The organism is Brevibacterium oceani, assembly GCF_017948325.1.
GTDB lineage: Bacteria > Actinomycetota > Actinomycetes > Actinomycetales > Brevibacteriaceae > Brevibacterium > Brevibacterium oceani.
Genome location: NZ_CP072846.1, coordinates 862305 through 877244, shown reverse-complemented (window position 1 = coordinate 877244; position 14940 = coordinate 862305). Strand labels below are relative to the sequence as shown.

The following is a 14940-nucleotide window of genomic DNA, read 5'->3' as shown; positions in this document are numbered from 1 at the left end:
TCGAATTCTATTGCGTAATCGGAGACCCTCAATGGAGAACAACCAAATCGAATCGCCCGCAGACTTCGTGGAGATGCTTGCTGCCACCGGGCGGACTATTGACGACGGGATCAAAGTCGCCACCGAACGTGAGATTGCGGCGATGACCAACCTCAGCCGATCACGCGTTCGGGAGTATCTGGCGGGGCTGGAAACAGTGGGATTGCTGACTCGCATCCAAGGTTCAGGGACCGTCATGCGGATTCCTGGGGCTGGCGGCTCTTCCAACCTGTTCACCCTCATGGAACGGTCCGGCCAGCTTCCGTTTGAAGACATTGAACAGTTCCGCGAGATTCTCGAAATCGGGACTCTCCCCCAGCTGGCAGGAAAGCTCGATGAGCACCTTGTGGCCAAACTGCAGAATACGATCGAGGAGATGCATCAAGCCTCACAGGATGATGACCCCGAGGCCGGTTGCGACGCAGACCTCGCCTTCCACCGACTGATACTCCGCCAAACAGGCAACTCCCTGCTCAGCTTCGTCATCGAAAGCCTCGACAGCGCATTGCGTTCGCACATCCTTGACCGACGGAAGCGCGCCCTCACCGCAGAGACAGCGAGCAATGGCGGCAAGAAGCCATCAGCATTTCTCACAGACAGCGTGCACGATGACATTCTCGAAGCACTGATATCCGGCAACGGCGCCCGCGTTGCAGACGCCGTACGACTGCACTTCGACGCCCACCGCGGACTGACCACTTAGGCTGCGCCACTCTGGGCTGACAACAGAACCCCGCCCGCAGGTATGACCCGAACTCAGTTCGGGAAATTCATTGCGCATTTTTCCCTGGATACTGTAGTGTTCCTGATTGGTCCTACCAATATGGTAGGACCAATCAGCACCAGCTATCTCACATAGGAGAAACAGTGTCGTTTGACTCCCCCGAAAAGGTCACTTTCGTCGGCGTCGGAGCAATCGGACTGCCGATGGCGGTCCAACTCCACAAAGCGGGATTCTCGGTCACGGCCGTCGACCCGTCCACGGACATCGCCAACGCGCAATTGATGCCGGCCTTTCTGCCGAAGCCGCACCGAAGTCGGCGGAATCTGCCGACGTTGTCATCGCAATGGTCGCGACTCCGGACCAACTTGACGCCGCGGCACATACTGAAGGCGGCTTGCTTGAACGCATGCCAACCGGCTCGACCCTCATCGTCATGAGCACAGTGGGGCCTGAATGCGTCTCTCAGCTGGAGCCGCGGGCAGCGCAACACGGGATCCGCATTCTCGATGTACCTGTCACGGGCGGAGTCGCTGGGGCCAAGCGAGGAGCCCTCACCCTGTTCTGCTCAGGAGAGAGGACCGTCGCAGCTGACGCCGCTCCGGTGCTGTCGACACTTGGCAAGGTCATTGATGCTGGCGAAAAGATCGGAGACGGCCAAAGTTTCAAGGCAGTCAATCAGCTGCTGTGTTCCGTTCATCTGGCAGCCGCTGGCGAGGCTCTCGCCTTCGCCGGAAAGCTCGGACTCGACCAATCAAAGGTCTTTGAATCCGTCGCAGGTGGCGCCGGAGGCTCCTGGATGCTCAGCGATCGCGGCCCACGAATGCTCGAAGGACTAGACGCAGAAATAACCAGCGCTATCAGCATTTTCGTCAAGGACTCAGGGCTTGTCGCCCAGATTGCTGATGCGAATGGTTTCGACGCACCCTTGGTCAACGCCGCACGCGCTCGATTCGAGAAGGCCGCAGCCGCCGGTCTCACTTCGAAAGACGACTCCCAAGTCATCCAGACTTACAAGACAGAGGCCTGAGTCATGGCTCCAGGACTCTTGATTCTCACTGCAGTATTCGCGGTCGCGCTGCTCCTCGCGATGGTCATCTGGGTCAAAATCCCAGCATTCATCGCATTGCTCATTGTGTCGATCCTGACTGCTCTCGTCGCTGGCATCGGACCGGCCGATGTCATACCTCTTGTGATGGAAGGTCTTGGTTCGACACTGGGAAACGTGGCCTTGCTTGTCGGTCTTGGCGCCATGCTCGGCGCGATAGTTGAGAAGACCGGTGGGGCAGAAGTGCTTGCAACCACATTCACCCGGATTCTGGGCCCCAAGCGAGTTGCGCCAGCACTCGTCATCGCCAGTTCGATTATCGCAATTCCGATCTTCTTCGACGTTGCGTTCATCATCCTTGTGCCTATTGTCTATAGTTTCGCAAAAGCAGCCGGGATGAAGTCTCCCCTTATATTCGGCCTTCCGCTTGCGATTATGCTCTTCGTCCACGTCACCGTGCCACCCCACCCCGGGATCGTCGGAAGCGCTCAGGTGACCAACGGCGACACCGGACTGATCACGATTCTCGGCATCATCCTCTGTGTTCCCGTCGGAATCATCGGCTACCTGGTCTCTCGCAAGCTGACTGCCCGCCCCTTCGATATTCTCCCGGAGACACAAGAGAACTTCGAACATTTCGGAACGTCCCCGGAATCTTCCTCTGAGATTTCAGCAGAATGCCCTGATGGCGACGGTGGCTCTCTCATCGTCCAGTCCAAGACTGGGCTGAAAGCACCGTCGACAACTGCAGTACTCGTGGTCATCATCCTTCCGGTCCTGTTGATCGGCGTTGGAACTGTGGGAAAGTCGCTGACTGCGGAAGGCGGATTCACTTTCAATCTCTTGTCTCTGGTCGGCACTCCCGCGTTCGCCCTGATCTTTTCGACGATCGTCGGCCTGTTGGCTCTGGCGATCCCCAGTGGTTACACGATTTCTCGCATGGGTGAACTGATGGACGCGGCGCTTGCACCAGCTGCCGTCGTGGTCTTCGTCACCGGTGCAGGCGGGGTGTTCGCTGCAGTCCTCAGGGAGACGGGTATCGGAGAAGGCATCTCCGACCTCTTCGCATCGCTGGGGTTCCCGCTCATACTTCTGGCGTTCGTCCTCGCAGCCGTCCTGCGCGCGGCACAGGGATCGGCGACTGTCTCCGCCATTACTACCGCCGGCCTTCTGGCCGCACCCATCACCTCGGGTGACTATTCGACCTATCAAGTGGCACTTCTCAACCTTGCCATTGGCTGTGGTGCCATCACTTTGTCTCATATCAACGACTCAGGATTCTGGATCGTCACCCGGTACCTGGGCCTGTCGGTGCTCGATGGCCTTCGCACATGGAGCGTCCTCGTCACTGCGCTCGGGGTCGCGGGCGGAGTCTTCGTGTTCACCGCTTGGGCTTTCGCCTGACCTGAGATTTCAGTCCTACGACATGTCAATCGAATCGAGGAATATGCGAACTCAAACATCTCTTTCGCCAATCACATCCGAAAGAATCTCCACAATCCGCGAGGCGGCTTACCGCATCCGGCTCAACTCACTCACCCAAGCCGAAGTGCAGGGCCAAGGCTATATCGGACAGGCTTTGGACATATCAGACGTACTTGCTGTTCTCTACACTGATCAGCTGAAATTCGATCCCGCGAATCCCCAGTGGGAAGGGCGCGATCGGTTCCTGCTCTCGATCGGGCACTATGCGCTTGCCCTCTACGCGGCGCTCGCAGAAGCCGGGTATTTCCCTGTCGAGGCGCTCTCGACCTACGCTACTGACGATTCTCGACTGCCGATGTCAGCGATGATGACCTATACCCCTGGCGTTGAGATCTCAGGCGGATCTCTCGGCCATGGCTTAGTAATTGCCAACGGTGTGGCAATGGGGCTCAAACGGAAGAAGTCTGAAGCATTCGTCTACAACCTGCTTTCAGACGGCGAACTAGGCGAAGGCTCGACTTGGGAGGCCGCAGCGGTCGCCGCGCACAATTCTTTGGACAACCTCATTGCCATCGTCGACTTCAATGACCAGCAGGCGGATGGCAAGAGCACAGAAATGCTGTCTATGGAATCCGTCTCCGCCAAGTTCGAATCATTCGGCTGGGAAGCACTGCGCTGCGATGGCAATTCGGTGGAAGCTGTATTGGAGGCACTCGACGCTCTGCGCCGTTCGGAAAACGCCGCCCCGCGTGTGCTAATTGCTGATACCAAGCTTGGGAAGGGCGTCAGGTTCTTGGAGGAGCGGGAAAAGCTCCACTTCATGAAGGTTGCCGAATCCGAGTGGGACCTTGCCCGCCAGCAGCTGAAGGAGTCATTCACATCATGAAAACGACAGCGAAACTGACCTCGGGCGCAATGGACGTCTCTATTGCGAAAGAGGGACAGAGAACAGTCAACGCTCCATTGGGACACGCGCTCGTTGAGCTTGCACAAGCCGATCCTCGGGTGGTCGGCCTGTCGGCTGACTTGGCGAAATACACTGATCTCCACATCCTGCGCGACGCTATGCCAGAGCGGTTCTTCCAGATCGGTATGGCCGAACAGGCTCTGCTCGGCGCGGCCGCCGGGCTCGCTATGGAGGGAGCAGTGCCGTTCGCATCCACCTACTCGGTCTTCGCGACACGGCGAGCATACGATTTTCTGCTCCTCGACATTGCCGAGCCGCGTCTCAACGTCAACATGGTCTGCGCGCTTCCAGGCTTGACCACGGGTTACGGCCCTTCCCATCAGGCGACGGAAGACATCGCAATTCTTCGTGCCATTCCGGGTCTCGTGATCGTCGACCCCTGCGATGCAACGGATATTCAGCAGGCGGTGCCTCAACTCGCCACGCACGATGGGCCGACCTACACTCGCATCCTTCGCGGGAAAGTCCCCGCAGTGCTCGACGAATACGACTATGAGTTCGAACTCGGGCGAGCCAAACTGCTTCGTGACGGATCCGACGTTCTCATAGTGTCATCAGGCCTCATGACAGAAAACGCGCTCGAGGCGGCGAAACTGCTGGCAGACGATCATGTTGATGTCGCAGTCCTGCACAGTCCAACGCTGAAACCATTCGACTCGGAGACTGTGCTCAAAGAGATCGGCAAGGACCGGCTGGTCGTGACCGCCGAGAATCATTCGATCATTGGGGGCCTCTTCGACAGCGTTGCCCATGAACTCGCGTTGTCAGGTGTCGGCAAGAAGGTCACCCCGGTTTCGCTGCCGGACGAATTCCTCGACGCAGGAGCTCTTCCGACGCTCTATGACAGATACGGTCTCAGCACTGCGAAGATCGTCAGTCAGATCAAGGGACTGCTCTAGCTGGACGGTCTTCGTCGGCAAGACCACCCGTCGAATTATCCATGGTGATCTGTTCGACGGGCGGTCTCTCCGATTCAAGACGCTTCATTCCGTGTCAGCTCAGGTGGTGGACCTCCTGCAGGCCGTAGACGGGAGTGTCGATCCCTTCGTAGCGGGCCTTGAGCTGCAGCGCCAGATAGAGCGAGTAGTGCCTGGCCTGGTGGAGGTTGCCACCCATGAACCACAGGTTCTCCTGCTGCGTGGGCTTCCACATGTTGCGCTGCTCGCCCTCCCACGGACCCGGGTCCTTTGTCGTCTCCGAGCCGAGCCCCCAGCATTTGCCGACCTTGTCCGCGGTCTCCTGGTCGACGAGGTCGGCGACCCAGCCGTTCATCGAACCGTAGCCGGTTGCGTAGACGACGAGGTCGGCCGACAGTTCCGTCCCGTCGGAAAGCGCCACGGCATCCTCGGTGAGGTGGTCGACCTGCCCCTTGACGAGCTTGACCCTGCCGTCGGCGACGAGTTCGGCCGAGCCGACGTCGATATAGTAGCCGGAACCGCGGCGCAGGTATTTGAGGAACAGACCGGAGTCGTCGTCGCCGAAGTCGAGGTCGAATCCGGCCGCTTCCATCCGCTCGTAGAAGTCGCGATCACGTTCCCGGATCTGGTCGTAGAGCGGGATCTGGAATTCGTGCATGATCCGATACGGCAGCGACGCGAAGATGAGATCGGCCTTCTCCGTCGTCACTCCGTTCTCCAATGCACGTTCTGAGTAGAGGTCGCCCATCGCGATGTCCACGAGCGAATCGCTCTTGACGATGTGCGTGCTCGAGCGCTGCACCATCGTGACATCGGCTCCGTGCTCGTACAGCGCTCCGCAGATATCGAAGGCGGAGTTGTTGCTGCCGATGACGACGACCTTCTTGTCCGCGTAGGCATCCGGTCCCGGGTGTTGGGAGGAGTGCTGCTGCTCGCCCTTGAAGACGTCCGCGCCGGGGAAGGTGGGAATGTTCGGTTTGCCCGACATCCCCGTCGCCATCACCAGATGCGTCGGGTGCAGCGTGAGCTTCTCCCCGCCGCGGTCGATCTCGACCGTCCACCGGCCGGCCTCCTCGTCATAGCTCGCCGAGGTGGCTTTCGTGGCCGACCAATACGGAATCTCCATCACCTTCGTGTAGGACTCCAACCAGTCCGCGATCTTGTCCTTCGGCGCGAACACCGGCCAGTTGTCCGGGAACTTCATATACGGCAGGTGGTCGTACCAGACGGGATCGTGCAGGCACAGGGACTTGTACCGTGAGCGCCATTGGTCGCCGGGCCGATCCCACCGGTCGATGACGAGGGAGGAGACCCCGAGCTGCCGGAGGCGAGCGCCGAGGGCGATTCCACCCTGTCCCCCACCGACGACGAGGATGTACGGGTCGGCGGTGTGACCCCAGGCGGCATCCTCCTCGGCGAGCTTTTCCGACCAGCTCTTCCGGTCGGGATCCACGCCGTGCTCGGCTCCTTTGATCCTCCGGGGCCCTCGCGGCTCTTCGTGGCCGGTCAGCTCCTGCAGGGAGGTGAGCAGGGTCCAGGCCTTGGTGCCGTCCTCATCGATGAGGCGGACGAGCCCCTTGCCCCGCCCCACCGAGGTGGCGAACGTGAACCAGGCTTCGGTGACCCCATCGTCGGTGGCCGCCGGTTCGGCGAGTTCGAATTCGGACGGTGAGACGCGGTCGAGGTTGTGGGTGAGCAGATCGGTGACGCCGTCGGGATTCTCCACCGTCTTGAGGTTCCAGGTGAAGGATATGAGGTCCCTCCAGTAGCTAGCGGTGGCGAACAGGCCGGCCGCGGCGGGGATGTCGCGGGTGGCCAGAGCGGATTCGAAGTCCTCCAGCCACCTCGTGGCGATGTCATCGGCCGTCTGCTGCGGGCGTTCGATCGTCGTGGTCATCTCTCATTCCTCCTCGTTGAGTTCAGTGAGTCCACGCTATGCCGCGTTTGATGAGACCGGAAGAGTTGCACCGAGTTGCACGGCGGATGGGTTGTCCTACCTCCCCGCGCCGAGGAAAACGAACCCCATGGCCAGGTGGACGTACCGCACCTATACTCAAGGCATGCTTCAGCCGGATCTGGCGCATCTCGCCAGGGATCTGACACGCATTCACGATGCTGTGATCACCGGGGCCCCGCCGCCGGTGCAGCCGCGCGCGCTCGTCAAACGCTCGTGGGACCGAATGCTGCGCTTGGGCCTCGACCCGGCCGGTGCCAACCGTCGAGTCGTCGACGACGAGGCGGGGGTCGAATCGCGTCGGCAGCGGTCGAGGCTGCGGCTCGTCGTCGAGGAGATGCGCTCGGTGCTGCTTCGCGCCCCTGACGCCGCACCCTTCATCCTCGTCGTCACCGATGCCGATGGGGTCATTCTGTGGCGCGACGGGGCCGCCTCGGCGAGGCATCAGGCCGATGGGCTCGGCTTCGTCGAAGGAGCGCATTGGTCGGAGTCCGTCGTCGGCACGAATGCCATCGGCACGGCCCTAGCCGAGGAGACCGAGGTCCAGCTCTTCTCCGCAGAGCACTTCGAATCCACCCAGCACCCCTGGTACTGCAGTGCGGTGCCCGTGCACGACCCGCACACCGGCGCACTCTTGGGAATCGTCGACATCAGCGGGCCCGCCATGACTCTCCATCCTGCGGTGCAGTCCCTGGTGACGACGGCGGTCCGACTCGCTGAGGCGCGGCTGATGATCGCCCAGCAGGAGCAGCTGAACAGCCTGCGCGACCGGATGTCGGCGATGCTCGCGGGCTCACCGGGCCCGGCGCTCGTCGTCGACGATGAGGGCTGGGTGGCCTATCAGCAGGGAGTGCGCAGCCGGGACCGCATCGAAGCGCCTGCGGCCGACCGCTCGATCCTCATCCCCGGGGCGGGCCTGTGCCTGCCCGAACGGATCACCGGCGGTTGGCTGCTGCGGCCCACCGGCGACCGTCGCGCCTCGGTGATCCTGCGGACCGCCGCCGATCCTCCCGTGCTCGACATCGATTCGGGAGCGGATCCGTTCGTGGTTCCGCTCACGCCGCGGCGGGCGCAGATTCTGGCGGCGGTCACCTCGGCGGGGGCGGCCGGAATCAGCGCCGCCGAGCTGAGCCGGCATCTCTACGGCGACTGTGACCATGTGGTCACCGTCCGCGCCGAGGTGTCCCGCCTCCGCCGCTCGATCGGCGCCTTGCTCGCCACCCAGCCTTACCGGTGGGCCGACGGCGTGAGCGCACGGGTGGAGTGAGGGTCAGTCCGCGTCAGGTGGGCTTGATTCTGGGCGACTTAGTTTTGGTCTCGATGGTGGCCGCAGATCCAGCCGCATCTGGTCGATGCTGTAGGAGTCGCCGGTGATTCCGTTCTTCCGCATGACCGTGAGCATGTCTTCCTGCCGGGGTTGGCCGAAGGTCAGCCGGTAGAGAGCGACGTCCCGCTTGATCCGCCGGTATTCGGACTCATCGGTGCTCAATGAGATCGGGGCAACGTGACTTTCGATCAGCGACTCTCCCGGATATACCCAGCCGGGAGTGAAGTCTCCGAACTCGTCCTTGAAGTCGGTTGCCATCGCATACAGGCGGTCCCAGGGATGTGCCTGCGGATCCGACAGCACAGACCTGCCGTGCCTTCGGGCGATATTTTTGCGCACGGCATGCCCTCGATACCGGTCTATGCGCCCTTCCCGCTGTTCGAAGTCAACCGGGTTGGCCGGGACATTCCAGTGGAATATGGCGTGGCACCAGCGATGGAAGTCGATACCTTCCTGACCCACTGAGGTGGAGACGAGGACGAAGGGCCAAAACGGACTGTTGAACGCGTCGCGGATCTCCGGAAGTCGCGCATCTTCCTTGGTCGCGGCCGTCCTGCCGTAGCGAAGTGCGAAGCGCGGGGTGAAGGTAATGGTGTCCCCGGGACTGTCGAGAGCTGAGGCCAGGAGACGAGCACCCTTGATGGTCAGCGCTTGAGCCGCGCTGACGGCGATGTTGGCCAGACGCGTCTCCTCATCGTCCTGCGGGTTCTCCTCTGCGGCCAGACCGTGCAGATATTCGTCGAGAACCGCTTCGAGGTTTCCGTTCGCGCAGTAGGTCAGCACCTTCTGTTGAAAGGTCTTCTTCGCACCCTCCATCCGTTCGATGAGCTTGGTGACGTCTGGCCGGTTGAACAGCGACCTCAGTCCGTTGGCGAGAATGAACGCTGCTCGCGCCAGTCCCGGGGACCCCTCCGTGGGGTTCTCACACAAGCGGGCCAGCGCCCGGTAGGCAATGTTCGCCGGCGAGAACAGAGCCAATTGGGCGAGGCTCTTATTCAACCGTTTGGTCATGGCGATCCGCGTCCCGCGCTGAGCTTCTGCCAAGTCGACATGCATTGCGAAGTTCCGCGAACTGTCCCTGCCCGCGGTACCGTCATCGTCGTGGTCGGCGTCCATCTCGGCAGCGCCGCCGGTCGCCACTGAGTCGAGCAGAGTCCGCGGATCGAACAGACTCTCGGGGTCGGTTCCTGCTGCGGGCCAGCTGCTGTCAAGCGAGAACGCCAGGTTCCAGAGTTGGGGCCGAGTCGAGGCGTTGGCACCGTCGTCGCTGAAAGCCGACTGTTGTTCCTCCACGTGGGCGCGAATCCGATTGGTCATGATCGTGGTAGCCCGGCTCTTGCTCAGCGGACGGCCGTCATTGTCAGCGGCGAGACTTCGTGGGTCGGCGATCTGCGCAATGCCGGGCATCGGCAAGAACATCGCCAGAGTCGGCATACCCGCAGGGCTCCCGCCCTGGGTCCGATACTGGAAATGTGTGCTGACCTTCGCTCGTACCTCGGCCGTGTTCTCGCTGTATTCCGTTCCTGCAACCATGCGTCTCTCGGCCTCGTAGCTGAGCAGGCTCGACACTGCGGCGGGGGTTGAGTTCCACGAGGAGAAGACGACGCGTTTTGTCATGCCGCCATCCGTGTGGCGGTAGGCGCCCGCCGGTGTGAAATAGGGCAGGGACGGCGGCATCCACAACATCTTCCACCAGCCCTTTTCCAAGGTCTGCTGCGAGAGGATCCGCAATCGGGCGTTGCCGAGCTCGGCCGGAGCGAACTTCTCAATTCTTGTCCGGTCGAGAGTGTTTGCGGCTTTCAGCAGCTTCCGGACGTCCGGATCAAGAGCATGATCGCTGAGCCGATCGCCTAGGCGATACCCGCCGCTGAAGTTGAGGAAGTACGGGGTCGATTTCCAGTACGTGGTGTTGAAGAGGTTCCGATCACCGGTTTCGCTGACAGCCTGTTCGATGGACTTGATCGTGACGTATTCGACGATGTCGTCGGCGAGGACGTCCTTCGCGTCGGTCATCTTCTCGGTTCTCATCTGCCCGTCTTTGATTTCGGGACGTTCGTTTCGGGTCATCAGTCGCGTCAGTTGCTCGCTGAGTTCACGAGTGATCGACAGATCAACCGAACCGGCCTGCACTGTCATCCGATACTGTGCCAGGAGTTCCCTGATCCGGCTCAGGTCGGCATCTGAGCAGCCGTCGGCAAGGAACTCGAGAGTCGAAAACAGGCCGGCTTCGTGGCTTTCGGTCTCTTCTGCAAGGCTGAACGGCTTGTATGGAGTGGCGGACAGAAGCAGAACCTTAGCTGTGCCGTCTTTGTAGTCGAACAGATTGTGTGCGAGTACTCCCTCTTCTGTCGTCGGGTCGAGCAGTGTCTTGAACCGCTGGAATTCGTCGAGGATGACCAGGTCGGGTTCCAAGGATTCGACGCTGGCGGAGGCGAGAGCTCGGCGCAGCTGACCGATCAGCCGGTAGACCTCCTCTTTGAAGTCAGCCAGGTCCTCGCCACTGTTCAGTCGGTCGAGGCAGTCGATGAACGCACTGCGCAAAGAGTCAGCGTCTCCATCTGAGCCGATCGCGGCGGCGAATGCGTCTAAGATCTCCGAGCCGATGCCATCGCCCAGTCTCTCCAAGCGAGTCTCGACGAGTCGTTCGAAGGTGCTCCGCTTTTCGATCGTGACTTGGAAGAAGTCCACGGCGGCTTCGGCCTGGTCCTCGGTGAAGTCGATGAGTTGGTCGAGTGCGACATAGAGCATGGCTCGTTCTGCACCGCTGCCGGTGCGAAGCCCCGGGTCGAAGGATGTTCCGGGGGTGAAGGAGACGAAATTGACGGCCTTGCCGTTGATTCGGCTCTCCGCCGAGTCGAATCGTTTCGAATGCTCGGCCAGCATCGTCAGTCGGCTGCTGAAGGTCGCGCCGGTTCCACCCATGACGTTGAGCCGTTTGAGATTCTGGTGGGCAAGGTCGGCGTTGGAGCAGACGTAGACGATGTCGATGCGGCCGACACTGTCGTCTTCGCTCAGCTCTTCGATCGCCTGCGCGATCACTCCTCGGGCTACCCGAGTCTTGCCGAGTCCGGTTTCGTCGGCGATGAGGAAGCGCTGAGCGTTCGCTGCCCCGTAGAACCGGTCGATGACGTGGTTCGCCGAGGCCCGCTGAAATTCGGTCAGGTCATCGACGAAGGAGCTGAGAACGCCGCGGTGCTCGCTGGTTTCATGGACAGTCGCTGCTTCATTGGCAGCATGTGCTTCGTGGGCCGTGGATGGGTTATCGGATTTCATACGAGGCGGCTCCAGGTATCGGTGTCTTTCTTGAAGTCGACTCCGAGCTTCACTGCCGCTTTCCTCACCTCTGTCCAAAGACCAGCAAATCCTGTCGGCACAATCGAGGTCTCGGTGTCGGCGTCGAGTTCACGGAACCTGCGCATTTGGCGGTCGACGTCGATGAGCGATTCGGGCGAGACGGCGACGACTCGTAGGAGCGCTTCCAAAGTCCCCGGTGCGCCCCATGCCACCTTGCCCGGGCCCGTCGATGAGTCGAACCGGAGGCTCTCCATTCCGTTGCCGGCGCTCGAATCCCCGAGCTGGAGCATGAGCATGATGAGTCTCATGAACTTCTCTGGGGTGTCGATCTGTCGTTCCATGATCCTGTCCAAACGGTCGGATGGAGGATTCACAAGAGTGGTCCTGATGATCGTCGAGGCGGCTGCCCCACCGTCATTGGTCACGGTCAGGATGAAGAATGCGGTGATGTCCGCAGAGGCGAATGGACCGAACTCCACGTCGACTTCGTGATCGTCTTCCGTCGTGGTCCGGGAGTCTTGGGCCACAGTCCGCGAATCCTGTGGAGCGCTGATGGGTGCGAGGTCGACGCTCCAGCCGGCGGGGACAGAATACGGTCTGTCTGCCGTCACCCGCACACGATATTCGTCGGCGGCGTCACCTCGGCGAGTCTGCGCAGTCACTGTCGCCGTGTGAGCAATGGCCGCGATGGCTCTCAGGTTACGGTCGAGGTCCCACTGCTCGTCATCATCGTCGGCGGTTTCCGCCTCGTTGGGGTCATATTCCTTGAGCAGTTTTCGGAATGGGGCGTTCTCGTCCATGAAGGCATCGACGCCGAGGTGCTTCTTCGCTCCCTCTAATTCGATGAGGAATTCGACGTTGCGGAGAAAGGCCGCGTCGGTGGCGTTGGCAGATCCGAGCAGGAGTCGGGCGCGTTGTCGGTGACCGTGGGGTTCGATGACGTAGAACTTGGCGTGGAGTCGGCCCAGTTGGCTGGAGTCCTCATCGGTGGTGTCGAGGGCGGACATGGTGTCGATGAAGTAGCTGTCCACCCTGCCAGCTGTTTTTTCACTGAGTTTGTCCAGCTCTTCGACGCGAGACAGGACCGTGATGTTCCTGTTCTTGCCGATGGAGCCGAGTCGCTCGCTGGTGAAGAAGGCGTCGTTGATGAAGGGAGACACGATGAGATGGCGTCGTCCGTCGAAATCAAGGCGTTTCCTGCGCGCCGGACGTAGATGGTGGAAGCTGAGACCGTCCACTTGTTCGGGTGGCTCCCATTCGATGTATCGTGCTTGGTCGGCCAGCTCGGCGATTCTCTGAGATCGTGTGGTCTCCAGTGGTGTCTTGCAGAGTTCGGGCAGTTCGGCAATGAAGGAGCTCAGGTCATTGTTGGCAGAAATTCCTCGGCCCCGCAGCCGGACGGAGTCGAGCCGGACGATGGTGTCCCAGGAATTGTCGAAGGTGAGGTTCCGTGACTGCACCAACAGCCGGAAAACATAGTCGCCGTCTTCCCTTCCCTCGTCGTCTCTGCCGTCCTTCCTGCCCGCGTCTGCGTCGATAAAACGGACGAACCACACCTTCGGGTGAAACAGTCCCACCTTCGGAAGAGCCACCTCGTGGATGATCGGCTCGAGGAACGCGAAGATCTCATGTCCCCCTCCTTTGGGGACATGGATCGCTCCCGCCTGGCAGAAGATGTCGAGTGTGGCACCGACTCTGCGCAGCGCTTCCAGCACGGACACGGGATCGGGCTGGTGCGATGTCGAGCCGTCTTCGTCCTGAAGTCCGCTGAAGGGCAGAGTGGGAAGCAGTGCGGCGCCGAAGTCCACTGTGAAAGTGGTGCCGACCGCGGCATCGAAACGGTATCCGGGTGGCGGAGCCAGCTGATCGGTGAGCAGTGCTCGACTGTTAGGCGCGAGCATGCTCGACCTCCCGCACATCGGCGCTGTCGAGTCCCGGAGCATCGTTGAGTTCCTGAGCACCGTCGAGCCCCTGAACGATGTCGTTGACGAGTGTGCGCACCGTCGTCCACCTGAACGTGAGCTGTCCGGCACCGGAGGCTCCCGACCAGTTCTTGCGCAAGGCGCTGTTGCGCAGGCGGGACTGCTTGCCCTTGCGTGCTTCCCGCGTCCTCACCAGCTGGCGGAGTCTCTCGTCGTCGGCTACGCCCGAGGTCCGCAGCACACCGTCTGTCCATGCGTTGACGAAGTTCCATGTTGCCGCGGCAACTGCGGGGTTGACCGACCGGATGCTCATTGTGAAGTCGCTTCGGTTCCAGTCCGCAATGCCATCTTGGTTGGGAAAGAGGAAGTCTTCCTGCCACTCCTCGAGTCGCTGCCGGTAGTCCTCCACGTAGTTCTGATCCGATTCCGGATACTCCTGTTCGAACATCTCGGCAATCGCGAGGTTGTAGACGAGAGCCGCCCCGTACATGACATTGCTGAACCAATAGGCATGCCCCAGTTCGGGGAACTCATCGCGAGGTGCCGCCTCCCAGGGGAACCTGGTCTCGGTGGAAATCTCGGATCCTTCCTCCAGCAGTGCAGCCAGCAGTGAATGCGGATTCGAGGTGATGATCCGGTCACGCAGCCAGCTGGCTTCTTCAGCGGTGAGGTCCATGCCGCCGGCAATCTCGTGGGGAAAGCCCGGCGGCACCTCTGGCATTCCCGCGTCCCATTCGGTCGGCAGTCGAGCGGCGAGTTCATCCATCTGGTCGAAAGAATCGGCCGACAGAGTTCCGATGCCTCCGCTGAACGTCCGGATGCCGTATGCGCGCATGGCGTTCCAGTAGACGGTCGAGGGCAGAGTCTTGATGCTCGGCCCGACCCGCCCGCCGATGATGCCCCAGTCGATGGTCGTCTCACTGGTGCGAAGCGATTCGATGAGCTTCCGCTCGTTCTTGCGGCCGACCTCGCGGTGTTTGCCGCCATGCTGTCGTTGTGCGTTTCGGGCCAGGTAGCACCATGGAATGAAGAGGAAATATCGGGCCCGAGTGTGCAGCGTCGACGTCCCGGGAAAGAGCAGATCGCCCAGAGCGTCCCTGATCTGACCGATGCCGAGTTCGTCTCGGCTTTCACGTTCGGAGAAGTAAGCGATGATCTCTCGCGCGGCCTTCTGCTCCGTTGGAGACGTGTCCAACCAGGCCAAGAGTGAACTCATAGTCCGATGATGCCATAGGACAATGGCTGTTGTTCGGCAGGCGGAGCGCTGAATTCTCCGAGTGCCGACCGGTCAGAGTTCTCTCGTCCCGCCCCTCAAGCTGTCCCGCC

General features: G+C 61.1%; 11 protein-coding genes and 1 pseudogene. 8 read left to right on the top strand and 4 right to left on the bottom strand.

Annotated elements, in window-relative coordinates; translation table 11 throughout:
• Positions 1 to 31 precede the first annotated feature (31 nt).
• The 7 genes and pseudogenes from J9314_RS03755 to J9314_RS03735 all read left to right on the top strand — a co-directional run bounded on the left by J9314_RS03755 (position 32) and on the right by J9314_RS03735 (position 5099).
• On the top strand, positions 32 to 742 hold the full coding sequence (locus tag J9314_RS03755) for a FadR/GntR family transcriptional regulator (protein ID WP_210604619.1): 711 nt from the start codon (positions 32 to 34) through the stop codon (positions 740 to 742).
• Positions 743 to 966: 224 nt separating this feature from the next.
• Positions 967 to 1200, top strand: a complete 234-nt coding sequence (locus J9314_RS19435; protein ID WP_425514182.1) for a hypothetical protein — start codon at positions 967 to 969, stop codon at positions 1198 to 1200.
• Positions 1095 to 1331: pseudogene (locus J9314_RS19430) on the top strand (NAD(P)-binding domain-containing protein); the annotation flags it as partial. The gene J9314_RS19435 and the pseudogene J9314_RS19430, both read left to right, overlap by 106 nt.
• A gap of 33 nt (positions 1332 to 1364) precedes the next feature.
• A complete protein-coding gene (locus J9314_RS19425; RefSeq protein WP_425514181.1) occupies positions 1365 to 1790 on the top strand; it encodes an NAD-binding protein in 426 nt (141 codons plus the stop codon).
• A gap of 3 nt (positions 1791 to 1793) precedes the next feature.
• Positions 1794 to 3212 (top strand): GntT/GntP/DsdX family permease, encoded by a 1419-nt coding sequence (locus J9314_RS03745; RefSeq protein WP_210604618.1) that lies wholly within the window; start codon positions 1794 to 1796, stop codon positions 3210 to 3212.
• A gap of 43 nt (positions 3213 to 3255) precedes the next feature.
• Entirely contained in the window at positions 3256 to 4119 is an 864-nt protein-coding gene (locus J9314_RS03740) for a transketolase (RefSeq protein WP_210604617.1), read from the top strand.
• Positions 4116 to 5099 (top strand): transketolase family protein, encoded by a 984-nt coding sequence (locus J9314_RS03735; RefSeq protein ID WP_210604616.1) that lies wholly within the window; start codon positions 4116 to 4118, stop codon positions 5097 to 5099. Before J9314_RS03740 ends, J9314_RS03735 begins: the two co-directional genes overlap by 4 nt.
• A 94-nt stretch (positions 5100 to 5193) precedes the next feature.
• Here the strand turns inward: J9314_RS03735 and J9314_RS03730 are convergent, their stop codons facing one another.
• Positions 5194 to 7014, bottom strand: a complete 1821-nt coding sequence (locus J9314_RS03730) for a flavin-containing monooxygenase (protein ID WP_210604615.1) — start codon at positions 7012 to 7014, stop codon at positions 5194 to 5196.
• A 163-nt stretch (positions 7015 to 7177) separates the two neighbouring features.
• Here J9314_RS03730 and J9314_RS03725 point away from each other — a divergent pair, with 163 nt between their 5' ends.
• Positions 7178 to 8338 (top strand): GAF domain-containing protein, encoded by a 1161-nt coding sequence (locus J9314_RS03725; RefSeq protein WP_246490595.1) that lies wholly within the window; start codon positions 7178 to 7180, stop codon positions 8336 to 8338.
• 3 nt (positions 8339 to 8341) lie between these two features.
• Here the strand turns inward: J9314_RS03725 and J9314_RS03720 are convergent, their stop codons facing one another.
• Genes J9314_RS03720 through J9314_RS03710 form a run of 3 tightly spaced genes read right to left on the bottom strand, consistent with a single transcriptional unit; the run spans position 8342 to position 14830 of the window.
• Positions 8342 to 11671, bottom strand: coding sequence for a DEAD/DEAH box helicase (locus J9314_RS03720; protein ID WP_210604613.1), 3330 nt, complete (start codon positions 11669 to 11671; stop codon positions 8342 to 8344).
• Entirely contained in the window at positions 11668 to 13593 is a 1926-nt protein-coding gene (locus J9314_RS03715) for a phospholipase D family protein (protein ID WP_210604612.1), read from the bottom strand. Before J9314_RS03715 ends, J9314_RS03720 begins: the two co-directional genes overlap by 4 nt.
• The gene (locus J9314_RS03710; protein ID WP_210604611.1) at positions 13580 to 14830 is read right to left on the bottom strand and encodes a DUF6361 family protein; all 1251 of its coding nucleotides are present in this window, start codon (positions 14828 to 14830) and stop codon (positions 13580 to 13582) included. Before J9314_RS03710 ends, J9314_RS03715 begins: the two co-directional genes overlap by 14 nt.
• Positions 14831 to 14940: the final 110 nt, after the last annotated feature.